Source organism: Paenibacillus sp. FSL L8-0663 (genome assembly GCF_038008125.1).
In the GTDB taxonomy this organism is placed as follows: domain Bacteria; phylum Bacillota; class Bacilli; order Paenibacillales; family Paenibacillaceae; genus Paenibacillus; species Paenibacillus polymyxa_D.
In genome coordinates, this window is record NZ_JBBOYM010000001.1 from 4,376,895 (window position 1) to 4,397,685 (window position 20,791).

The following is a 20,791-nucleotide window of genomic DNA, read 5'->3' on the forward strand; positions in this document are numbered from 1 at the left end:
TAATACACCAGAGCTTAATGATTCGATCTGCATGTTTGGTAATGATTCAACAGGTAATCCAACCTTTTAGATTGCTCAATTACTTTGGGGTGTGTTAAAAATCCATACTTTTTCTGGACTTGGTACAGTTTCCTCCTAGCTCTCTCGACACGAAGTAAAGTCACACCTTGGTTCATCAGTATGATCCCCTCCTCTATGTCACATTTTAGAATAAAAAGACGTTTTTTGGTTTTTCGGATGATGCGCCTAACAAAAAGAGAATATCACAAAAGTTTTCATAAATAAGGGCGTCCTTAAAATATGCAAAAAACCTCCGTTTCCACTAATAAAGTGGAGCAGAGGCTCTAGTTTCTATTAATAATATTTACATACAGGATTTTAATCCTACATGAATAAAAGGATACTACTACCAATAATAAAACGATCTTTCTCTTTGCCCTTCGCTCACTAAACTTTCGTACTTCATATGAGCCTTAACATCTGCAAACGCTTTAAACTTCTCAAATAGTCTTATGCACCTAATGAAAAAAGCTTCTTTATTAATGGTTAATGATTTAGATAAAACGTCTAGCAAGTATTTAAAGCCATGCGAGTAGCTACCTCTATTCAAGTAATATTTAGCAAGTTCATATTTAAAAAGCGTTATGTGTTCTGGTACGACTTGATGTGTGTACATATCAGTAGATGCTGGATCAAAAGAATTAAACTCCACTTCAAAACGTGAGAGTACATCATCAACATCTATTGCATATCGGTTAGCCGCTATTATAATGTTCAACAGCTTTGAGAGCTTTTCATCTTCGTTAGTAATTGATGTGGCTACAATATATTCAACATAATCTGGAAGCACACTGGTATCCCCAGACAGAAGTTTATTTACAAAGATATTACCTACTGCCCAATGCTCGAACAAGTTGATCCAGTGTCGGGTTTCCTCGTCCGTCTCAATCACCCAATCTAAATTTGCGTAGGCGTATGTAAACTGTAAAGCTTGCTGATAATTGCCTTGGGCTTCACAGACACTAGCACACAGTAAATCAGCATAGGTAATGTAAACAAATATGGGACGACTTAGCCTCATATAAGACTCCTCACTCTTTTGCTTCTTCTGCCGTTGTTTCATAGAATAATAAATTTCCGCTTTATGTCTCATTTTTTGAGCTGTTTCATAAAGCATATCCCACTCGTGTAATGAACGATACACATTCGCTAGATCCTTCAACGCATCAAGTTGATCTATTTCATCCAGACGTTCGACAAAGGGCTCAAATCGAGTAGCCGCCTTGAGATTTCGGATCTGATCGTTCCCTACCTGAATCGTAAACAGACGATACTGACAGATAGCCAAGCGTTCAGAGTGCTGGTACTTCTCGCCTTCCGCAATCCCCTCATAGAGTAACAAAGCAGCATTACGCTGACCTTGTGCGAATAACTTTTCTGCCGCATCGAATAGCTTCGGGGAATAAAGGAGGTTGTCCATGATATGGGCCACTACAAGCTGGATCGCATGTAACTTGTCCAGTTCCGCACAGCGAAATAACAACGGCTCAATTCGCCGCCAATCTGGGGAACGCTCAATGATATAATTATCTATGTATAGTTCGTAAAAAAAACCTTCCGGTAATCCCATGGCTAGCGTGATTCGATCCAACTGATGTATAGCAACAGGACGATGCTTAGTAATCCAATTATTAAGTGTTCTTTGATGAACACCTGAATGTTCGGAAAATTGCGCCAAAGTCAAATTGTTTTGTTTTAAAAAATTCTCAAACTTATCTAAGATCGTAGGTGTATGTCCCAAGTCATAACCACCTTTCATATAAAAATACCAAATTTTTATAATCTCATCTCAAATTATTGTCCAAATTTTAACATACGTCAATGAGCATTAGTCAATATCCACATTATTAGTACCCCTTAAAAAGGTGAAAATACCACATTAATTCATATATTCATTAGCATTTAAATATTTGTAACAATGGATGGGTGAACACCTCCATCATTTTCATTGAGAAGCTTTGATACACAACCCTTTCAGAATTCAGGTGGTCGCTCGCTCTACTAATTTGAATTCCAGATGATGTATCGTTTCTTCCAGCCCTTCGAGGGCATTTCGAATCATAATGAACGCATTCTCAGCTTGCTTGTCTATCGGGTAATGAATCGTAGTTAAATCAAGCAAATGCGAGATTTCGGTGTTATCAAAGCCTACTACTGCAAAATCACTCGGTACAGAAACACCTAGCCTACGCGCTTCAGTCAAAAGACCTGCTGCCAAATAATCGGTAGAACAGGCGAAGGCGTCCGGCCTGTCTGTTGGTGCTCGTTCTGCCCACCAATGAGCTATTTGTTCACCAGCTTCTATTGAATTTAAATCATAAAAATGCGGGAAGGCCTCAGCGTCCAAATCATATTTTTCGCAAAAGTCATGATAAGCTCGAATGCGTTCTTTTGTATTCAACCCCCGCATGCTGCCGTACACATTCACAATTTTCCGATATCCTCGGGTGTACAAATGTTCCAATGCCAGCGTATAGCCCTGATACTGATCCATAAATACAGACGGGATTGCCTCAATGTTTACACGCTGCCAGGTCACAATCGGACCATATTTTGTATAATGCTCAATCACACTCCACTCATTAACGCGAATCATACAGACCAAAGCGTCCAGTTGCTTTCTCCGCAACATTTCCAGCGCTTCAAGCTCCTGTTCCTTCTCCCCATTGGTAATAAACAGCGCTATATTAAAGCCATGCTCCTGGGCATACATTGTAAATCCGCGCACAAATAAACCCAATGAATCATTAAAAGAAAGTGAAATAATCCCTATGAGCTTGGTCATCCCTTTTTTTAAAGATACCGCATTGAGATTAGGAACATAATCCAGTCGATCTATGACCTCCTGCACACGCTGTCTTGTCGGTTCACTTACGTACGGATGGTTGTTAATGACACGGGACACCGTAGCCGAGGATACCCCCGCCAGCTTTGCAATTTCATGAATATTCGCCATTTTTCTCACCTCATTCTTTCTATTTTAGCATGTTCGTGTTTAGCATGTTCGTAGTGTCCGCCCTATAATTGTCACCTTCCCAAAATAAGTTTTTTAAAAGCGCTTGACCTGTAATGCATTACAGGGATTACAGTGAATTTGTGCTTAAGAAAGCGGTTTACAAAACATACTTAGGAGGCACTAACTATGAAAAAAGGCATAAAGATTGCAACCATTGGCGGAGGCTCCAGCTATACACCAGAACTAGTAGAAGGCTTCATCAAACGTTATGCAGAGCTTCCCATTCGGGAATTGTGGCTGGTAGATATTGAGGCAGGTCGTGAAAAACTGGAGATCGTAGGCGCCATGGCCAAACGGATGGTAAAAGCCGCAGGCATTGATTGTGAGGTACATTTGACCCTGGATCGCCGGGAAGCGTTGAAGGACGCTGATTTTGTAACGACCCAATTTCGGGTAGGCTTGCTGGAAGCGCGGATTAAGGATGAAAGTATTCCGTTAAAGCACGGCATAATCGGTCAGGAAACTAATGGGGCCGGTGGGATGTTCAAAGCTTTTCGTACCATCCCTGTTATCCTCAGTATCGTCGAAGATATGAAAGAACTGTGTCCGAATGCATGGTTAATTAATTTTACCAACCCTGCGGGTATGGTCACCGAAGCCGTGCTTCGTTATGGTCAGTGGGATAAAGTCATCGGATTATGTAATGTTCCAATCGGCGCGATCAAGAGTGCATCGGCTGTGCTGGACAAACCGGAAGAAGAGCTATTCTTTAAATTTGCAGGCATTAACCACCTTCATTGGCACAAAGTTTATGACAAAACAGGGGTCGAATTAACAGAGCAAGTTATTGAAGGACTGTACGCTCCGGGCGCAAAGCCAGAGAAAGTCGTAGAAAATATTAAGAACATGCGCTTTCTGTATGATCAAGTTCGTCAATTGAAAATGCTGCCTTGTCCTTACCATCGGTATTACTATATGACGGATAACATGCTCAAGGAAGAATTAGAGGAAGCCAAAAACGAAGGAACTCGGGGCCAAGTGGTCAAACGTCTGGAAGAAAGTCTGTTTGAATTGTATAAAGATCCGAATCTGGATTACAAACCAGAGGAACTATCCAAACGCGGCGGTGCGCATTACAGCGATGCAGCCTGTGAGATCATTAATTCCATTTATAACAACAAAGGCACATTGATGGTGGTTAGTACACGTAACAATGGTGCGATTGATGATGTTCCCTATGATAGCGCCATCGAAGTGACCAGTGTCATTCGCGCTCATGGTGCCGAACCTGTCAACTTTGGCAAATTTCCACCTGCACAGCGGGGCTTGCTGCAAGTGATGAAGGCAATGGAAGAGCTGACGATAGAAGCGGCGGTCACCGGTGACTATGCAACCGCACTGCAAGCCTTCACCCTGAATCCGCTCGTACCAAGCGGGGACATTGCTCAAACCGTGCTGGATGAATTACTAGAAGCACACAAAGAGCATCTGCCTCAATTCTTTGCTCATAAGGAGAAGGCAACGGTATAAAAAGGGCGTCTATCATCCCACTAAAACACAAAAAAGCTTCCTACATGTAGGAAGCTTTTTTTGCTATACGTCCCAGGAGGGATTCGAACCCCCGACCGACGGCTTAGAAGGCCGTTGCTCTATCCAGCTGAGCTACTGGGACAAGATGGTGATCAATAAAACTTTATGTATTCAGCGCATTGATTATTATATCACATTTCGAGCAACTGTCAAAAGCATTTTTTTCATGATGTAGGGAAGCTGGCTGCAAAGGAATCATTTGGACGCTAACGGGGTATTATGTACAAAGAACCATGCATAAAGGAGGGGTTAATCCGTGAGAGGTCTTTTGTCGTCACTTTGTTATTTCAGCATTTTCTTCGCACCTTTTCTAGTGCCTGTCATTGTGTGGATTGCAGTACGGGACGAATATGTTCAGGGACATGCAAAAAAAGCTATTTTATCGCATATTTTCCCCATTATTGCGGCGATTCCGCTAGTGTATTTTATTATAACGGCGAATCATGCAGGTTCAGTGATCGGGTTTGTACTGCTATTCGTAGTGGTCTATCTCGGGGTTTTTGTGTATAACATCTACAAAGGAATTATGACGCTGCGTGAAGCGGCTTAGTTCAAAAGAAGCCTCCTATATTCCGCAAATTTGGCGGGATACAGAGGCTTCTTTAGGGTTATTTTTGATGAGTTGCTGTTGCTATTTAGTTCAATGGCTATGGCTACTTATTTATTCCCAAAGCGTTTAGGGCTTCTACGTACCTCATGTCTTACGTTTTTCTCCAGTACTTCTTCTGCAAACTCATTGTTATGAATATAACTGCTGCCTTTATTTTTCTTATAATTCGCTTTGCCGTCTATGATTTCCCCCTCCTTTCACGCTGATCCGGCGATGGCGCCGGGGCCCAAATCAACAAAAGCCGAGGCATAGCACACCATATCCTCATGCCCCGAACTCCTTGGCGAACTCTGTACTGAGTTGCCCATACGAGAGCAATTCTTTTTTGAACTTCTCTCGCTCCTCACCAGCAGTAATGTGTGTAGAGTCGGTAAAAGCCTTGTCTGTCACTTCCTCAAATGCCGAATGCAGATTATTGTCGTACCAATCCAGCTCCAGATTGGCGTCATTACGGATGATCCGTACCATGTCATAGTCATGCTGACCATCCGTCTGATCCTTGGCTGTAATATAGACCAGTAGTTCCGGGTCATCTGCGGCACCGGGCCGCACCTCTACCTCAGCGCAGCGCACTCCGTCCAGTTCAGTGAAGCGGCGTATTTTGGCATCCTTGATGTAGTACATGGTCTTCCTCCTTCCTTGCGAGTAGACGGGTTGCCCCATCAGTAGTTTTCGGAACGGACAGACATTTTATGCTTCTTTTCGGCATATATACTGTTGAACTGGGGATTTAGTTTTTGATTCATTCCAACACTGGATGAACACGATAAAGAGAGGATGAACAGACATGTGCGGAATTACAGGTTTCATACAGTGGAACGGAGACTTAATGCATCAATCTGAGCTGCTGCTGAATATGACACAAACGCTCTCCGATCGCGGACCAGATGCTGCGGGTACCTGGATATCCAATCCGTGTGCCTTCGGACACCGAAGACTGAGCGTTATGGACCCGGAAAATGGCGCTCAACCCATGATCCGGCAGCTGGAGGATATCACTTATACGATTGTATATAACGGGGAAATATATAACGCGCCTGAGTTGAAAAAAGAGCTGCAACAGCGCGGGCATTTTTTCCGTACACAATGCGACACGGAGGTGCTGCTCGAATCCTATATCGAATGGGGCCCCGAATGTGTGAATCGGTTAAACGGCATTTTTGCGTTTGCAGTCTGGGATAGTGAGCGGGAGCAGGTATTTCTGGCACGGGATCGGCTGGGAGTGAAGCCGCTATTTTATAGCCAGACCGAAGAAGTATTCGTATTTGGCTCAGAACCCAAAGCACTGCTTCAGCATCCAGCGGTAGAAGCAGCAGTGGACGCCGAGGGATTGGCTGAAATTTTTATCATCGGGCCTGCACGTACCCCCGGACACGGCGTCTATTCGTCTATGAAGGAGCTACGCCCCGGGCATACGCTAACTTACAGCCGCGACGGCGTGCGCATTCAAGCCTACTGGACACTGGAAAGCATTGCGCATGAGGATAACACCGAAGAAACGGCGCTTAAGGTACGAGAACTGTTGCTGGATACGGTGGAGCGGCAGCTCATTTCGGATGTTCCGGTGTGTACCTTATTGTCTGGCGGGTTGGATTCAAGCGCTCTATCCGCATTAGCTGTCAATTATTACAAACGTACCGGGCAGGGACAAGTTCATACGTATTCGGTCGATTATGTGGATAACGACAAGCATTTTAAAGCCCATGCGTTTCAACCAGGAGCCGATGCCCCCTGGATTCAGCGGATGGTGGATGAATTAGGGACAAATCATCACTGGATTGAATTCGATACGCCAGAAGTCGTAGCAGCTCTGAACAACTCCACGCTAACGCGGGATTTACCCGGAATGGCGGACGTGGATTCGTCGCTGTATCTCTTTTGCCGGGAGATTAAAAAAGGGGCTACGGTCGCTATTTCCGGCGAGGCTGCGGATGAAGTTTTTGGCGGATATCCATGGTTCCACCGGGAGGATATGCTGAATTCGGGTACATTCCCGTGGGCAGTTGCACCCGACATGAGAGCCAGTCTGTTGTCTCCCGAAGTGCGGGACTGGATCAAGCCGCTGGAGTATTTGAACGACCGCTACTCCGAAGCGGTAGGAGAAGTGCCGAAGCTACCAGGAGAAACAGGAAAAGCTGCACAAATGCGCGTTATGTCCTATTTGAACATCACCCGCTTTATGCCTACTCTGCTGGACCGCAAGGATCGGATGAGTATGGGAGCCGGACTCGAAGTGCGGGTGCCGTATTGCGATCATCGATTGGTGCAATATGTATGGAACATTCCGTGGAGCATCAAGATGACAGGCGGACGTGAAAAAGGTATTTTGCGCAAGGCGCTTGAAGGCGTATTGCCGGATGATGTGCTGTATCGCAAAAAAAGCCCATATCCAAAAACGCATAACCCTTCCTACCTTGAGGCTGTGAAAAAGCAGGCGCTGCAGCTGCTGGATGACTCCTCTTCCCCACTGCTCAAGCTGATTGATGCGCAAAAGGTACGCGATATTGCCGCCTCACCGGAGGCATCCACCAATCTGCCTTGGTTTGGTCAACTGATGTCGGGTCCGCAGTTGTTTGCCTATTTGGCCCAAGTGGATAACTGGTTGCGCACTTACAAGGTTGCGATTCGATAAGCTAAAAATACCAAAAAGGCTATCCGCAACTCATGACTGACGGATAGCCTTTTTTCGTTATGTGAATGGGGGATAATTTCGCCCCTGTTACCAAGCTATGCCTGTGGATTACCCAGCTTTGTTGCCAAATTACGCAGAGCTATCCCTCGGTGACTGATAGCCTGCTTTTGTTCCAACGTCAGCTCGGCCATTGTCTTCTCAAACTCTGGCAAATAAAACAGCGGATCATACCCAAACCCACCGCTGCCGGCGGTTTCAGTAGTAATCCAGCCTTCCACAGAACCTGTCGATTCCAGCGTCTCGCCAGTCTGCGGATTATACAGAATCAAGGTACAGACGAATTGAGCCGGGCTTAGCAAAGGCTGTCCCGTATCATCACCCAGCTGCTTCGATTCCAGAACGTCGAGCAGCTTAATATTGTTTTCGTGATCGCTGGCACCTTCTCCAGCATAACGGGCAGAGTATACCCCCGGTGCACCGTCCAGCAAGTCCACGCAGAGGCCTGAATCATCGGCCAGCACGGGCAATCCGAGCACATCTCCAACCGCTTTAGCTTTTTTCAGTGCATTTTCGGCAAAGGTTTTGCCATCTTCAACGACATCAGGAATGTCGGGATAATCGTACATGCTTCTCACTTCCTTGCCAAACGGCGCAAAAGCATGCGCAAATTCCCGCACTTTTCCTTTGTTTTTCGTAGCTACAATGACGACCGGGCCATCCAGCTGCATTAGGCGCCAGCTCCTGTACGTCCAGCACCGATCTTATCAGCAATCGGTCCAAGTACTTCTTTTTGGCGCTCAATCATTTGCAGAATCCCTTGTTCGCCCAAGCTAAGCAGTTGATCCAATTCGTTACGGTCAAATGGGCTTTCTTCACCTGTACCTTGCAGCTCGACATATTTTCCACTGCCAGTCATGACAAGATTCATGTCCACTTTGGCCTTGGAATCCTCTTCATAGTTCAGATCCAGCAACGCTTTTTCACCTACAACCCCTACGCTGACGGAAGCCAGAAAATCGGTAATTGGAAAAACAGGCAGCTTGTGCTGGGTAGCAATTTTATTGACCGCAATCGCCAACGCTACGAAAGAACCGGTAATTGAGGTTGTACGTGTTCCGCCGTCCGCCTGAATGACATCACAATCCAACGTAATCGTCCGTTCACCAAGCGCCTGCAAATTGACCACCGAACGCAATGCTCTTCCAATCAGACGCTGAATTTCCATGGTACGGCCTGTCAGCTTGCCACGCGCAGCTTCACGCTGATTACGGCTATGAGTCGCACGCGGAAGCATGGAATACTCTGCGGTTACCCAGCCTTTTCCTTGTCCCTTCATAAAGGGGGGGACGCGTTCTTCTACAGTAGCCGTGCAAATGACTTTCGTCTCGCCAACCTCTATAAAAACAGAGCCCTCCGCGTATTTATTTACTCCTGCTGTCAATTTCATCAGGCGCAGCTCATCACCGTTTCGTCCGTTAGATCTACTCATGCTTTTTCCTCCTACGTCGTATGCAACCTGTTCTTATATGTTTATTTTACCAAAGTGTGCAGGCAAAAGCACCCCAAGGACGATTCCCGCCCTTAAAGAGGTTGTTCAAAAAGTCGTCTTTCCATGACGAAGCTAATCAAGAAGCGGATTCAACGTCGAATCTTGAATTCAGCCGGGCCTTCCGTTGCTCACGTAGATCTGTCTACGCTCCGCTACTCAGTCCCTAGCTTCATCCAATCTTCTCGGTCCTGAAAAGCCGACTTTTGAACACGCCCTTAAAGAGGGATTTCGTTAATATGCTGCGGCTTGGCTACAGGCTCTCCATAATTTTGATTATTTTGTCCAATCACGCTTTTTTCACCATTCAGTTCAATCCGAATTTTTGTTTTGACTGCATCATCTGAATTGTCTGCCGCTGTCAGCACAACCGATTCCAAAAATTCAGCAGGCACTGCTTCTCCCTTAGCGAACATATCATCCGAGAGCGATACCGTAATGACGTTGTCTTTGGAGCGTTCTACCGATTTCAGTGCCGTCTCTCCTGTCATCACTTCTTGTAACCCATCTTTGGTCTGCGGCCCTTGAATCAATTGATGCAGTGCTGACTGGACACGATCTTTTTCAGGGCTGACCAACCGTGTTACAGGTACATAGTATTGAACTCCAGCAGGAGAAGATGAAGAGAAATACACAGTGACTGGACTGGAATCCAGTGGTGTTACGCCATGACCAATCTCCAAGTTAATACCTACTGCACGTGTCAACGGATGATCCAGCGGTGTGCCGCCAACAGGCATTTCGTTCAGCTTTTTGCCCTCCACCCAGATCTGTACGCTCTCAATATCAGGACGGTCGGTCAGGGTCCAGGTCAAGCTCTCCATTAATTTTCGTTCATCCTGTGGCTTATAGTTGGCGAAAGATTTGTTGAATTCGACAACAGCCAGCTTGTTGTTCTTGTCCACTGTCACACTTTTCACTTCCGTGCCTTGGGGAATTACACCTTTAAATCCCTCTGGCAATAATCCGGCATACGGCCCCCCCTCAACCAGGGCTTCCAGCGCCGACTTGGCATCTGCCTGTACATCCCCTGTAGCCATCGGTAAAGATACCGGGGCCAGCAAACCGTTATGATCTTGCAAAAAAACAGCCCTCAGTTGCCCTGTACTGGCAGGTGCTTTTCCGGTTACAGCCTTAATCATGGACTGCTCTGTCGTGGACGGCGGGGGGTCAATGGATGCCGATTCGTTGCCGAAAAGGCTGCAGCCTGACAACAACAGGGGTAGGGATAGCAGTCCAGCTACAGAGGTCATACGCCATGGGTGTTTTATATTCATAAGTGAAGTTCCTCCCTAACAATTTTGTACAGATTGTACTAATATGTATACAAGCCTCGCGTAAAAAATAACTACTTTTTCAGCAGACTGGACACACTGGTCATAATTGCAGTAGAAATCAGGATCTATACGAGGAGGGTAACTTCAATTTTATGGACAAGAAAAAAGTACCTTACAGCCTGAACAGTAAAAAGGTAGCTGATGCCACCCGCGAGTGGCTGCACAAGCGTGGCGTTAACATGACTGAAATCGCAGAACTGGTCATGCTTTTACAGAAAAAATATTACCCAACCCTAACGATGGAAGAATGTATGGAGAATGTGGACAAGGTACTGATGAAGCGCGAGGTTCAAAATGCCGTGCTCACGGGCATCCAACTGGATATCCTTGCAGAACAGGGCGCTCTTCTTCCCCCATTGCAGGATATGATTGAAAATGATGAGGGATTATACGGGGTGGATGAAATTCTGGCCTTTTCCATTGTAAATGTGTACGGCAGCATTGGATTCACCAATTACGGTTATGTCGATAAACTCAAACCAGGTGTGCTGGAACGCCTGAATGATAAAAGCCTCGGGCCGATCCATACGTTCCTGGACGACATTGTGGGCGCTATCGCAGCTTCGGCCAGCAGCCGTATCGCCCATCGCAAACAGGCAGAGCGTGAGCAGGAGCTTGGGGAAGAAAGCGCACCGAATACAACACGTTAAACAACATGCTAAATAACAAACAACGCGTGGGAATATAACAGATATATAAGGGTTAGAGGAGAACTAGACATGGCAAACATTACTGAAGGGTATGCATTCCGTACGATGCAGGCTAATGATTATGATCAAGCCATTGAGCTGTGGAATGGCTTAGACGGATTGGGATTAAGCGAGGCCGACTCACCGGAGCGAATTGCACGCTTTTTACAACGGAACGAAGGACTTAGCTTTGTCTGTGAGTACAACGGAAACATCATAGGCACGATTTTAGCGGGCCACGATAGTCGCAGGGGGTTTCTGTATCATCTGGGTGTAGCTGCAGCACATCGTGGTCAAGGGATCGCGCCCAGATTGGTGGATAAAGCGTTATCTGCTTTGCTGAGAGAAGGCATTGATAAATGTCATCTGTTTGTGATGGAGCATAACGCAGGGGGTCAACGCTTCTGGTCAGCTAATGGCTGGGAGAAACGGGATGGAATTTTACTATATTCCCGAGGACTAGAATAGGATCTAAGCGCTTGATCTATACAAATAGGAACACCGGGTCTGATTCAAGTCGAGCTATAAACGATCAGACCCGGTGAATAATACTCACAGCTTATTCATTGCCATTCTAACATTTCAAGCTCAGATTACCTTCATTCATAAATTACAATCCATTTTGTGGACGCAGTGCACGTTCTACAATTCCCAGCGTGGATTGACGAGAGAAGAACCGGGACACCTGAGCTACCCAATAGTTTTGGCGACCGGAAATGATGTGACTACGTCCCTTTTCAAATGCTCTCAACGCGTTCTTCACAACGGTTTGGGGAGTTTCCCTAATTCCAATTGACGCTTCACTTGCGCCAACAATATCAAAAAACGGCGTTTCTGTTGAGCCTGGACAAAGGGCCAAAACTTTAAGCCCCCGTTTCCGATTTTCGGCCCATAGCGCTTCAGTAAAAGAAAGCACAAATGCTTTGGTTGCTCCATATACGGCCATATAAGGATCGGGCTGAAATGCGGCTGTGGAAGAAACATTGATGAGCCCCCCATCCCGCTTACGCAATAAATCAGGCATAAATGCATGTGTGATGTCGACTAAAGCAGCCACATTGAGCATCACTTCCTCATGTTGTCGTTCTCCTGAAACCTGCTCAAAGTATCCATAGGTGGCAAAACCCGCGTTGTTAATCAGGAGATCTACCTTTAGCTGTTGTTTTTGAACCTCCTGATGCAATGTCTGGGATGCTCCGGGTGTGGAAAGATCCAGCGCAATCACTGTTGCTTTTACGTTATATTTAGCTATGAGCTCCTTGGCCAGCGCTTCTAATTTGGTTTCATTCCGAGCTACCAAAATGAGGTCACATTTCTTAGCTGCGAGCGAATAGGCAAATGCCTCGCCAATACCGGATGATGCCCCTGTGATCAGAGCTGTTTTGTTTGCGTACATAAACATGATGATAACCTCCATAGTATCGTTGTTTTATTTTAGAAACATTGTTACCACTACTCTATAATGAACTGAAGTCATCTACTATGACGACCTCAGTACACTTCATTTTTACGATGGGGATGAGGATGTTTTAAATGCTACGAGCGTATTCTTCAGTGTAAATGCATACACCCCTTGAGCCATATCTACATCTGAAAAATGACCTGCAAACTGAAGATGTATGACCCCATGTAAAGCAGACCAAAACATCCGGACAACCAGCAACGGATCATGCTCTTTCAATGCTCCCTGCTCCATAGCGTGTATGACGGTTTGCAGAATTCGTGACAGTGCCGTTGTGGTCCCCTCCAAGCTCTGTTCATCGGGCTTGAAATCAGACAATGCCCCGCCAAACATCATTTTATAATAGGCTGAATGGAGCTGTGCAAATTCCCAGTACGCCCAGCATAGAGCTTCCAGATCAGCGAGTACGCTTTCGGTAACAGGTACTTGCTGGAAGGTTTCAGCCAATAGCCGACATCCATCCAGGTACATCTCATTGGCAAGACCATCCTTACTGCCAAAAATATTGTAAATGATCTTGGTGGAACAGCTTAATTTCTGCGCAACTCGCCGTACGGTCACAGCCTCAGGCCCTTCTTCCACAAGAAGGATGCATGCGGCATCGATGACATTTTTACGTAGCAATTGCTGCTGCTGTTGCTTCACTTCCGAATAGGTTTTATAGGGAGGCGATGGCTCGGACATGATTGAATGCACTTCCTTTTGCTTGAGGATTTTGCAAAATCCTGGCTTATTAAAAACTGTTGCTTGTTGCTACTATAATAAATTAAAGAACTACACAAGACTTTCGGGAAACGGTGTTTCCGTTAAGAATCATAGTATTCTAAGCCTGAGTATTTGTCAAATAAAAAAAGAAACACAATAAGTAGATACACTTACCGTGCTCTGGTTGATTGCTTAAAAATGAAGCTATGTTGGGTGTTTCACGATCAGTAGGCAATACCTACCCGTGTACGGATAAATTCGTAACTCTTGCATTGCCAATAAGTAAAATCAGCCGTATCCGCGGTGGTAATTTGTGAGCCACCTTCAGGCAAAAAATCTTTTTCCACGCGATAAATACCTGTCCGCGCTCCGTCCGGTAGATAGGTTGGACATACGATTGTCCAGTCTAGTGCCGATTCACGCAGCAATTCGTACACTCGCCGATGTTCCTGGGCCGCACGAGTGCTGCGTCGTCGGGTATCGTAGGACTCGTAACGATACAGGTCCGGTTCGGTCCGGCTTTGCAAAATTCCTGCCGTTCCTACCGTAATGAGCCGAGAAATGGACTGTTCCTGCATGAGCCGGATCAGCAGGGCTATATTAACGGATAAGGTAGTCGTTCCATCCGTATTCAGCGCACTGATCACAGTCGTCGCCCCACCCTTCAGCGCCTGTGCTACGTCCTCTCCATTAGTGGCATCGCCTTGTACGATTTGCAGCTGATTCCCATATCCAGGTATGTAATCCTCCAACTTGTCCGGTGAACGAACAAGGACCGTAACGGTATGACCGTCCGCTAACGCATAATCTAATATATACCGTCCTACGCGTCCGGTAGCTCCCAGCAGCAGCAAATTCATAAAGTCCTCTTTTCCGGCATGCATGCCGCTTGTCATGTTGTTTCGTTATGTCACTTGTTGGTCAACTTTCCGTGACTATTGACGGCAAAAGGGATAGAAGCGCGTGATTGGGTTCGTCTCGCTCATAGAGGCCCGTTCACGGCGCACCAGCTCCACCAGATGAGCCAGCGTCTCGGACATGGCAAACCTTAGCTGGTGAATACCCAGCTTGCCACCGAACATGGCAATGCACAGCTCATAGGCTGTGCTTCCCTCCGGTTGGATCAGCTGCTGAAATTTCTCCAGTCTTTCTTCATGATGTGCCAGCAACGCTTGCGTCCGCTCCCGAAAATAACCAAACGGATTGCGGTGCCCCGGATATGCCCACGCTACCTCCAGCTCGCCTAGACGCTGCAAGCCGTCTACATAAGACTTCAACGGCTGGGCATCACTGCCCGGCAGCAGACTGATATTAGGAGAAATCTGCGGCAAAACTGCGTCACCGCAGAGGATAACACCGCTATTCGGGTCATATAAGGACATATGTCCGGGCGCATGCCCTCCCGTCTCGACGGGCAGCCAACTGCGTCCACCCCATTCCAGACGAGCGTCTATGCCGGTAGGAATAACGGTAATCTCAGGCTGTGGATTCACTTGCAAATAAGCCTGCCGCATATGTAATTCCAAGGCCGGCACTTGCTCCAAAGGAAAACCATGCTGGACAAAAAAGCTGGGAAGCCTGTTCTCCATAGCGACCGTCGATTCTGGAGCGTCCCACATCATCATCGCTTCCTTATGGCTTCGGGCTGACATATGTACACGAGCCTGACTTTGCTGCTGCATCCAGCCCGCCAATCCGTAATGATCGGGGTGATGATGAGTGACCACAATGTCCGAAATATCCCCAAAGGACATTCCCAGCTGGTGGAAGACATGCGCCCATTCTGCCTCGGTGTCCATATTGCGCGGCCCCGGGTCTACAATTGTAAAACCGTGCTCTCCCTTGAGCACATAGCTATTCACCCAGCGCAGCGGAAAGGACATGGATATTTTGACCTGAAAGCCTCCGTCTATTCGCTCACACGGTGTAAGCTCTGGCATTTTCATGGCTTCCACCCGCCTTTCTGTTTCAAGCCCGCACGCCGACAAAAATCATTCGAGGCGAAGCATCTTCAATATATTGATCTTCATTATAGCTTCCGTGTACCTGCTCTACAGATAGTCCGGCTTGCTCTAGCAATCCACGAAACTTCTCATATGGATATAGCTTCACTCGTTCATGATACACGCGCGCAGGTTCTCCCTCAGTAGGAGTCGTGCCCAGAGCAGAGGCTGCCTCAGTGCCCGTAACGGATGCAGCTGACCGAATCGCAATTTTCTTTTTCACAAATCCATCTTCAATGACCCGATGCTCCTCAATCCAATTCCCTTCATCCTCCCGCGACGAATGCGGTACCAAATGAGCGGCTACGTAAGCAGGGTTCAAATAATCTATGATAAAGCGTCCTCCCGGCTTCAACAGCCGATATATTTCCTTTAGCACTTTAAGCTGCTCCTCATCCTGTTCAAAATAACCAAAGGAGGTGAACAAATTCATCACCGCGTCATAGCTTTCATCCAGTGGCACCTCTCTCATATCCCCTTGATGCCAACTTACCCGCCCTTCGGAATCAGCTGCACGAGCTTCTCTCAGCAGCACATTGGAAAGGTCCACACCTGTCACCTGATAACCTGCATCTGCGAGCGCAAGCGAATGACGTCCCATCCCACAACATAAATCCAATACGCTGGAGCCTTGCGGTAATTTAAGCCAGGAGATCATTTTTTGCACTTCCTGATAGGCTCCCTGAAAGTCGCGATGCTTGTATACCAATAAATAATCTTCCCCAAAGCTTTGCTCGTACCATTCTGCCATATCGTTTCTCCTCCATGAACTCATTTCGCTCTATTACATACTATATTAGCTTTTTCAAACTGGAAACTCAAAAGCATTACGAATAAGGGTTTTGCAAAATCCTGAATAAGGAAACATGTTACAATAACCGTATTTGAGCTTAAATATTCATAGGAACTTCATACCAACTTCATGTGATTCACCCCATTTTATCATTAAAATGATTCATGGGAACGCCTTTAGAAGTTTTCATGAAGGAAAGGAGCGGGGAAATTATGATTCAAATTGGACTTACGGGTTGGGGCGATCACGATGACTTGTATCCAACGGGTACCAAAGCTAACCAAAAACTAAGTATCTATGGAAGCCATTTTCCGGTAGTAGAAATGGATAGCTCTTTCTATGCGGTGCAGCCCACAGATCGTATGGCACGCTGGGCGGCGGAAACCCCTGACTCTTTTTCATTTCTCGTCAAAGCCTACCAAGGCATGACTGGACATACCCGCGGCAAGCAACCTTACTTCAAAACAATAGATGCCATGTACGAAGCACTGCATGCATCGATACAGCCTCTTCACGAAGCGGGCAAGCTCAAAGCCGTGCTGTTTCAGTACCCACCCTGGTTCGACTGTACACGTGAGAATGTCGCCATACTGCGAGACACAAAAAATAGGATGGGAAAGGTCCCATCCGTACTTGAATTCAGACATCAAAGCTGGTTCACACCCGATTTTCGGAAACAAACGCTGGCATTCATGCGTGAAGAAGGCTGGATACACAGCGTATGCGACGAGCCGCAGGCAGGACCAGGGTCGGTTCCCATTGTGCCGTTGGCTACAGACGGTAATCTGACAGTCGTACGTCTCCACGGACGGAACATTTCCGGTTGGAATCAAAGCTCTGCACCGAATTGGCGGGAGGTTCGTTATCTGTATCGGTACAATGAACAAGAGTTGACCGAATGGAGAGACAGGTTGCTGGAGCTGGAGCAGCAAAGCCGCGAGGTGTGTGTTATTTTCAACAACAACTCAGGTGGAGACGCCGCTGCTAATGCCAAGCAACTCATGACCATGCTTGGCATGGACCCTAAACCTTTTCCCCCTCGCAAGCCACACGAAGAGGATAACGGGCCGGAACAGCTTGAACTATTTTGAGGAACGGGCTGAGGGTGAGGAGTTGGAGATAGCCTCCTTGAGCTTGCGTGCATTATCCAGTAAATGCGGGTCGTCAGGTAAATAGCGTAAAGCGGTCTGGTTATGCTCATACGAAGCGTCCAGCTGACCTACATGGGCATAGCAATGGCTGAGCCGCACATGAGGTAACCAGGAGTAGCATGGTAGTGGAACAGGTCGCATACCCGGAAGGTGATGCTGTTGCTCCAATGCCTTTTCGTACCAGTACGCGGCAGTGCTCCATTCGTTTCTTGTGAAAAACCAGTCACCGATCATGCAGCACAAGTCTGATTGCGGCACACCGTATCGAAAGGAACGTAACAGACGATCCAGCTGTTGCTCCGGCTTCCCAAGGTGAAGATAGCATTCCGCCGACCGCGCACAAGCGGTAATCCGATCCTCACGGTAGCCGCTTGGCTCCTCCAACAGATGGTTGAACGCCTCTACCGCCTCGGCATATTCTTTACGGTCAAAACATTCATTGGCGTGCAAATACAGCAGACGCCCCTCCAGCTTGCCGCTTTCGCTGATCCACCGGGCGAGAATACGTTGGTTACGGAGCGTGTGGTCTTGCATTCGGCGGTGAGTTATTGCCACATCTGAATGAACGATTTGCCCCTGAGGTATCACCAGATCCTCATGCAGACGCCCTTCCCAGCGGTATTGTCGCTCACGCTTCACGAGACGGATACGGCGTGAGGTGAACAACAGTTCACCCTGCTCCCCCTCTGCCAAATGAAGTGGCATCACCACTGCGTCGATATCCTTAGACAAACGCTGCTTCAAGGCACGCAGGCGCTCACGATCCGGCTCCAGCAGCACATCGTCCGCATCCAGCCACATGACGTAGGAACACGTCGCCTTGTCAAATGATTCATTACGGGCGGCTGCAAAATCATCCTTCCATTCAAATGTATATAGCCGATCCGTATAGCGGGCCGCTATCGTCTTCGTCTGATCCGTCGACCCTGTGTCCACAATAATGATTTCATCCATCAGGTCTGAGACCGAATCCAGACAGCGGGTAAGTGTGTGCTCCTCGTTCTTTACGATCATGGACAAGCTGATGGTCATTGGATGCTCAGTCATGACTTCACGTCATCCCCTTTACCTTTGGCTGATTCTCCCCTCGTTTTTCCGGTAGACTCGCCATCAGTATATGCACCTCTCCTTTCAGCCTGCGTCTTGTCTAGCTGTTCGACACGTGCATACCTTTCCATCGGCAAAAGTTGTTCCTCCATATACCGGATTCTCTGTACCGCCTTGTCGAGTGCGGCCTTTCGCTGATTCATTTTGCGAACATGCTGCTGCTCCACCAGTCGAAATTGCTCCTCGTCCAGTTTCATCCACTCATTCAGATGCGCTGCCTCTGGTTTGACCTCACGCAGTTCTTTCGACTTCTTGCGGCCTGCAAAGCACAAATATTTGTGATGCACCTCCAACGCTTGTTCATCAAAATAAGGATACAACACACGGGAGAGGCTCCCGGCATAGTAAGTCCGCTTGTGATCATGAAACGGATGGTAACCATAAGGTACAGACAAGACGAGCGTACCCTTTTTATTCAACAAGCGGTAAGCATGAGCCAGCAGGTTGTCGGGATGCGCAAAATGTTCCAAAATCTCCCCTAAAATAATGGTGTCAAATCCACCGGGAGGACGCTCAAATTGTGAAATGTCCTTTAACTGAAAGTGGACTCGTCCCCGTATGGGTGCGGATTCCTGACGAAGTTCTTTTTTTGCATAAGAAATGCTGCCCTCTTCCAAATCAATAGCCGTTACCTCAAAGCCTTCCCGCCCGAGCAAAATAGCCGTTATGCCCTGACTGCACCCAACATCCAACACCGTATGACCCTGTACATGGCGACAAATCCAGTGAATTCTATTGCGGGTGGCTTCATGAGATTCCTCCGAATTAATCTGCCCGTAATAACGTTCGTTTACCTGATCACGGTTAGCCAACAGCGGCGCCCCCTCCGGGATGCCCCAAGATCACGACATGTCCACCTGTGCAATGTGCAGTCGCATTACGTGTATCGAAGACCAGCGGGGCATGGTCGACCAGCTGTTGGTAATTCACCACAGAATGGTCTGTCGTAATGACTACGATATCTGCACTTTCCCATAGCTGGGCATTTGCCGTCCGAGATGGGATTTCTTCACCGTTCAGCTTAAAACTTGATACATACGGGTCGGTGAAGCTAACCGAAGCACCCATTTTAGTTAAATGCTCGAACAGGACAAGAGCCGGGGATTCGCGAACATCATCAATGTCCTTTTTGTAGGCCACACCTGCCAGAATGATGTTGGCTTTGTTTATGGCTTTATCTTTCTGAGCAAGCATAGCTTCAATTCGCTCCGCAATATACAGCGGCATACGCCGATTCATGCGATCTGCCAAGTCCACGAATTCCAATGGAAAACCATGCTGCTCGGATTTCCATGACAAGTATAGCGGATCAACCGGGATACAGTGCCCCCCGATGCCAGGTCCCGGATAAAAAGGCATATAGCCGAATGGCTTGGTGGCCGCTGCATCCAGTACCTCCCATATATTGATGCCAATTTTCTCACAGGCGGCTGTCAACTCATTGACCATTCCAATGTTGACGCTGCGGAACGTATTCTCGAATAGCTTGGCGGCTTCCGCCACGGTCGTCGAGCTTACCGGAACAATCTGGTCCAAAAAGGACCCATAAAACCCTGCTCCCACTGCCAGACAATCCGGCGTGCAACCGCCGATCACCTTGGGTGTGTTGCGAATGTTAAAATGAACGCTACCCGGATCCACACGTTCCGGCGAGAAGCACACATAGAAATCCTTACCTACCGTCCAGCCCCTGCGCTGCTCTATCACCGGTCGAATCAGTTCCTCGGTCGTTCCCGGATAGGTGGTGCTTTCCAGAATCAACAGTGTTTGTCTACGCAAATGAGGTATAGCCTGATCAATAGCCGTTTCAATATAGGACGTATCCGGCTGGTGTCCGTCCGTCAGCGGCGTAGGCACGCAGATCACGACGATATCCGCTTGCTCCAGTACCTTGATATCCGTAACCGGATGCAATTGCTGTCCAATCAGACCTTCCAATGCATCATCACCAATGTCTATGATGTACGACTTTCCTTGAAGCAGCTTGGCTACTTTGACGGGATCGGAATCCACACCATATACATCATAACCAGCCTTTGCCATTTCCACTGCCATGGGCAGCCCTACATAACCGAGGCCGATTACCGCAACCTTTATAGTTCCTTTAGTTATTTTTTCCATAAGCTGCAAAATACCCACCTCTTTCATCA

Annotated in this window: 21 protein-coding genes and 1 tRNA gene; 6 read left to right on the forward strand and 16 right to left on the reverse strand. The window is 47.3% G+C overall.

Translation table 11 applies throughout. From position 1 onward, the window contains the following. Positions 1-14: 14 nt before the first annotated feature. From MKY75_RS19220 to MKY75_RS19230, 3 genes are all read right to left on the reverse strand, one after another. Complete coding sequence (locus tag MKY75_RS19220) at positions 15-176, reverse strand: aspartyl-phosphate phosphatase Spo0E family protein (protein WP_176715706.1); 162 nt, start codon at positions 174-176, stop codon at positions 15-17. 230 nt (positions 177-406) lie between these two features. After that, complete coding sequence (locus MKY75_RS19225) at positions 407-1,819, reverse strand: helix-turn-helix domain-containing protein (RefSeq protein ID WP_069011043.1); 1,413 nt, start codon at positions 1,817-1,819, stop codon at positions 407-409. Between the two features lie 222 nt (positions 1,820-2,041). Beyond that, a complete protein-coding gene (locus MKY75_RS19230; protein ID WP_318628047.1) occupies positions 2,042-3,016 on the reverse strand; it encodes a LacI family DNA-binding transcriptional regulator in 975 nt (324 codons plus the stop codon). Between the two features lie 186 nt (positions 3,017-3,202). On the opposite strand from MKY75_RS19230, the gene MKY75_RS19235 reads away from it, so the two are divergent. Beyond that, positions 3,203-4,546, forward strand: a complete 1,344-nt coding sequence (locus MKY75_RS19235; protein WP_318628046.1) for a 6-phospho-beta-glucosidase — start codon at positions 3,203-3,205, stop codon at positions 4,544-4,546. A gap of 68 nt (positions 4,547-4,614) precedes the next feature. On the opposite strand, the gene MKY75_RS19240 is transcribed toward MKY75_RS19235, so the two are convergent. Beyond that, positions 4,615-4,688, reverse strand: a tRNA-Arg gene (locus MKY75_RS19240). A 174-nt stretch (positions 4,689-4,862) separates the two neighbouring features. On the opposite strand from MKY75_RS19240, the gene MKY75_RS19245 reads away from it, so the two are divergent. After that, on the forward strand, positions 4,863-5,156 hold the full coding sequence (locus tag MKY75_RS19245) for a DUF4870 domain-containing protein (protein WP_016324668.1): 294 nt from the start codon (positions 4,863-4,865) through the stop codon (positions 5,154-5,156). 324 nt (positions 5,157-5,480) lie between these two features. Here the strand turns inward: MKY75_RS19245 and MKY75_RS19250 are convergent, their stop codons facing one another. Further along, positions 5,481-5,840: a hypothetical protein gene (locus tag MKY75_RS19250; RefSeq protein WP_318628045.1), complete on the reverse strand. Its 360-nt coding sequence runs from the start codon at positions 5,838-5,840 to the stop codon at positions 5,481-5,483. Between the two features lie 163 nt (positions 5,841-6,003). Between MKY75_RS19250 and asnB the strand changes: the two genes are divergently transcribed. After that, positions 6,004-7,848: an asparagine synthase (glutamine-hydrolyzing) gene (gene asnB, locus MKY75_RS19255; RefSeq protein ID WP_340886259.1), complete on the forward strand. Its 1,845-nt coding sequence runs from the start codon at positions 6,004-6,006 to the stop codon at positions 7,846-7,848. A 95-nt stretch (positions 7,849-7,943) separates the two neighbouring features. Here the strand turns inward: asnB and MKY75_RS19260 are convergent, their stop codons facing one another. The 3 genes from MKY75_RS19260 to MKY75_RS19270 form a co-directional block, all read right to left on the reverse strand. After that, a complete protein-coding gene (locus MKY75_RS19260; protein WP_165148721.1) occupies positions 7,944-8,576 on the reverse strand; it encodes an XTP/dITP diphosphatase in 633 nt (210 codons plus the stop codon). Next, complete coding sequence (rph, locus tag MKY75_RS19265) at positions 8,576-9,337, reverse strand: ribonuclease PH (protein ID WP_340886260.1); 762 nt, start codon at positions 9,335-9,337, stop codon at positions 8,576-8,578. The genes MKY75_RS19260 and rph overlap by 1 nt, the downstream gene beginning before the upstream one ends. Before the next feature lie 275 nt (positions 9,338-9,612). Continuing rightward, a complete protein-coding gene (locus MKY75_RS19270; RefSeq protein ID WP_069011038.1) occupies positions 9,613-10,671 on the reverse strand; it encodes a GerMN domain-containing protein in 1,059 nt (352 codons plus the stop codon). 152 nt (positions 10,672-10,823) lie between these two features. Here MKY75_RS19270 and MKY75_RS19275 point away from each other — a divergent pair, with 152 nt between their 5' ends. Further along, positions 10,824-11,381 (forward strand): phosphatidylglycerophosphatase A family protein, encoded by a 558-nt coding sequence (locus MKY75_RS19275; RefSeq protein ID WP_069011037.1) that lies wholly within the window; start codon positions 10,824-10,826, stop codon positions 11,379-11,381. A gap of 69 nt (positions 11,382-11,450) precedes the next feature. Then, on the forward strand, positions 11,451-11,888 hold the full coding sequence (locus MKY75_RS19280; RefSeq protein WP_069011036.1) for a GNAT family N-acetyltransferase: 438 nt from the start codon (positions 11,451-11,453) through the stop codon (positions 11,886-11,888). A gap of 142 nt (positions 11,889-12,030) precedes the next feature. Here MKY75_RS19280 and MKY75_RS19285 read toward each other — a convergent pair whose 3' ends face one another. From MKY75_RS19285 to MKY75_RS19305, 5 genes are all read right to left on the reverse strand, one after another. Beyond that, on the reverse strand, positions 12,031-12,822 hold the full coding sequence (locus tag MKY75_RS19285) for an SDR family NAD(P)-dependent oxidoreductase (RefSeq protein ID WP_165148718.1): 792 nt from the start codon (positions 12,820-12,822) through the stop codon (positions 12,031-12,033). A gap of 105 nt (positions 12,823-12,927) precedes the next feature. Further along, a complete protein-coding gene (locus tag MKY75_RS19290; protein WP_029518356.1) occupies positions 12,928-13,566 on the reverse strand; it encodes a TetR/AcrR family transcriptional regulator in 639 nt (212 codons plus the stop codon). A gap of 245 nt (positions 13,567-13,811) precedes the next feature. After that, the gene (locus MKY75_RS19295) at positions 13,812-14,447 is read right to left on the reverse strand and encodes an NAD(P)-dependent oxidoreductase (protein WP_029518355.1); all 636 of its coding nucleotides are present in this window, start codon (positions 14,445-14,447) and stop codon (positions 13,812-13,814) included. Positions 14,448-14,522: 75 nt separating this feature from the next. Next, positions 14,523-15,533, reverse strand: a complete 1,011-nt coding sequence (locus MKY75_RS19300; protein WP_340886261.1) for an MBL fold metallo-hydrolase — start codon at positions 15,531-15,533, stop codon at positions 14,523-14,525. Between the two features lie 22 nt (positions 15,534-15,555). Then, positions 15,556-16,341, reverse strand: a complete 786-nt coding sequence (locus MKY75_RS19305) for a class I SAM-dependent methyltransferase (RefSeq protein WP_165148715.1) — start codon at positions 16,339-16,341, stop codon at positions 15,556-15,558. Positions 16,342-16,595: 254 nt separating this feature from the next. On the opposite strand from MKY75_RS19305, the gene MKY75_RS19310 reads away from it, so the two are divergent. Further along, a complete protein-coding gene (locus MKY75_RS19310) occupies positions 16,596-17,474 on the forward strand; it encodes a DUF72 domain-containing protein (RefSeq protein WP_340886263.1) in 879 nt (292 codons plus the stop codon). On the opposite strand, the gene MKY75_RS19315 is transcribed toward MKY75_RS19310, so the two are convergent. The 3 genes from MKY75_RS19315 to MKY75_RS19325 are packed head-to-tail and all read right to left on the reverse strand — an operon-like array spanning position 17,466 to position 20,789. Next, positions 17,466-18,581, reverse strand: coding sequence for a tetratricopeptide repeat-containing glycosyltransferase family 2 protein (locus tag MKY75_RS19315; protein ID WP_340886266.1), 1,116 nt, complete (start codon positions 18,579-18,581; stop codon positions 17,466-17,468). The genes MKY75_RS19310 and MKY75_RS19315 overlap by 9 nt on opposite strands. Then, complete coding sequence (locus MKY75_RS19320; RefSeq protein WP_069011030.1) at positions 18,578-19,453, reverse strand: class I SAM-dependent methyltransferase; 876 nt, start codon at positions 19,451-19,453, stop codon at positions 18,578-18,580. Before MKY75_RS19320 ends, MKY75_RS19315 begins: the two co-directional genes overlap by 4 nt. Then, positions 19,446-20,789, reverse strand: a complete 1,344-nt coding sequence (locus MKY75_RS19325) for a nucleotide sugar dehydrogenase (protein WP_340887102.1) — start codon at positions 20,787-20,789, stop codon at positions 19,446-19,448. The genes MKY75_RS19320 and MKY75_RS19325 overlap by 8 nt, the downstream gene beginning before the upstream one ends. Positions 20,790-20,791 lie beyond the last annotated feature (2 nt).